This is a genomic window from Pseudomonas karstica (assembly GCF_009707515.1).
Classification (GTDB): domain Bacteria; phylum Pseudomonadota; class Gammaproteobacteria; order Pseudomonadales; family Pseudomonadaceae; genus Aquipseudomonas; species Aquipseudomonas karstica.
Map to the genome: position 1 here is coordinate 1 of NZ_WLYI01000088.1, position 828 is coordinate 828.

Sequence of the window (828 nt, forward strand, 5' to 3'; positions counted from 1 at the left end):
TTTTTTCGTACCAGGCGACCGGCCGCATCCCGCTGATAACCCGTAATGAGCTGACGGTCATCGTCGCCATATTCAGTCTTTTCCAGCAGATGACCGTTGAGGTCATAGCTGTAGGCGGTGCGCCGTCCGTCAAAGCCAGTTTCCTGCTGGATCAGGCCGTTGGCGTGATACTCGAGATGATAAGTTTCGCCCACCTCGTTTTCGATCTGGGTCAGCAACAACCGGGTGTTGTCGTAGCGGTACTTGAGCTGTGTGCCATCCGGGTTGATACGACGACTGATCAGGTGCAGCCCATCGGCGTACTCATAACGAGTAACACGCCCCAACTCGTCACGTTCGGCGGTGATTTTGCCGTAAGGGTTGTAGCTGAACTCCCGTGTGACGCCGCCCGGCTGGGTTATTTTCAGCAAGCGGCCTGCGGCGTCCCACTGATACTGGGTCAGCGCGCCATGTTCATCCTCGCGAGCCACCTGCCGCCCAAGCGCGTCATAGCGATAACGCTGTACACCACCGTTGGGTAACTTTTCCTCGACCAGTTGCCCGAAATCATTCCAGCTCAGGCGCTGACAGCTGTGGTCCGGGTACCAAACCTCGGTCAGTTGCCCGCGTTTGTTGTAGCTATAGTCAGTAATAAATCCATCAGGATCGGTCTTGCGGGTGATGTCGCCCTGCTCATTACGCTGGTATTTCCAAACAGCTTCACCCCGGCGCACCACCCGAACGAAGCCGTTGTCATACTCGTAGGACGTCGGTTCATCGTCACCGGGAAACAGCGCAATCAAGCGTCCGGCTTCGTCGTACTGGTAGGCGGTAATCGCCCCCAGCGGG

1 pseudogene is annotated in these 828 nt (G+C 57.1%); it reads right to left on the reverse strand.

Features of this window, described 5'->3' with window-relative positions:
* Positions 1-828: pseudogene (locus tag GIR22_RS25830) on the reverse strand (type IV secretion protein Rhs); the annotation flags it as partial.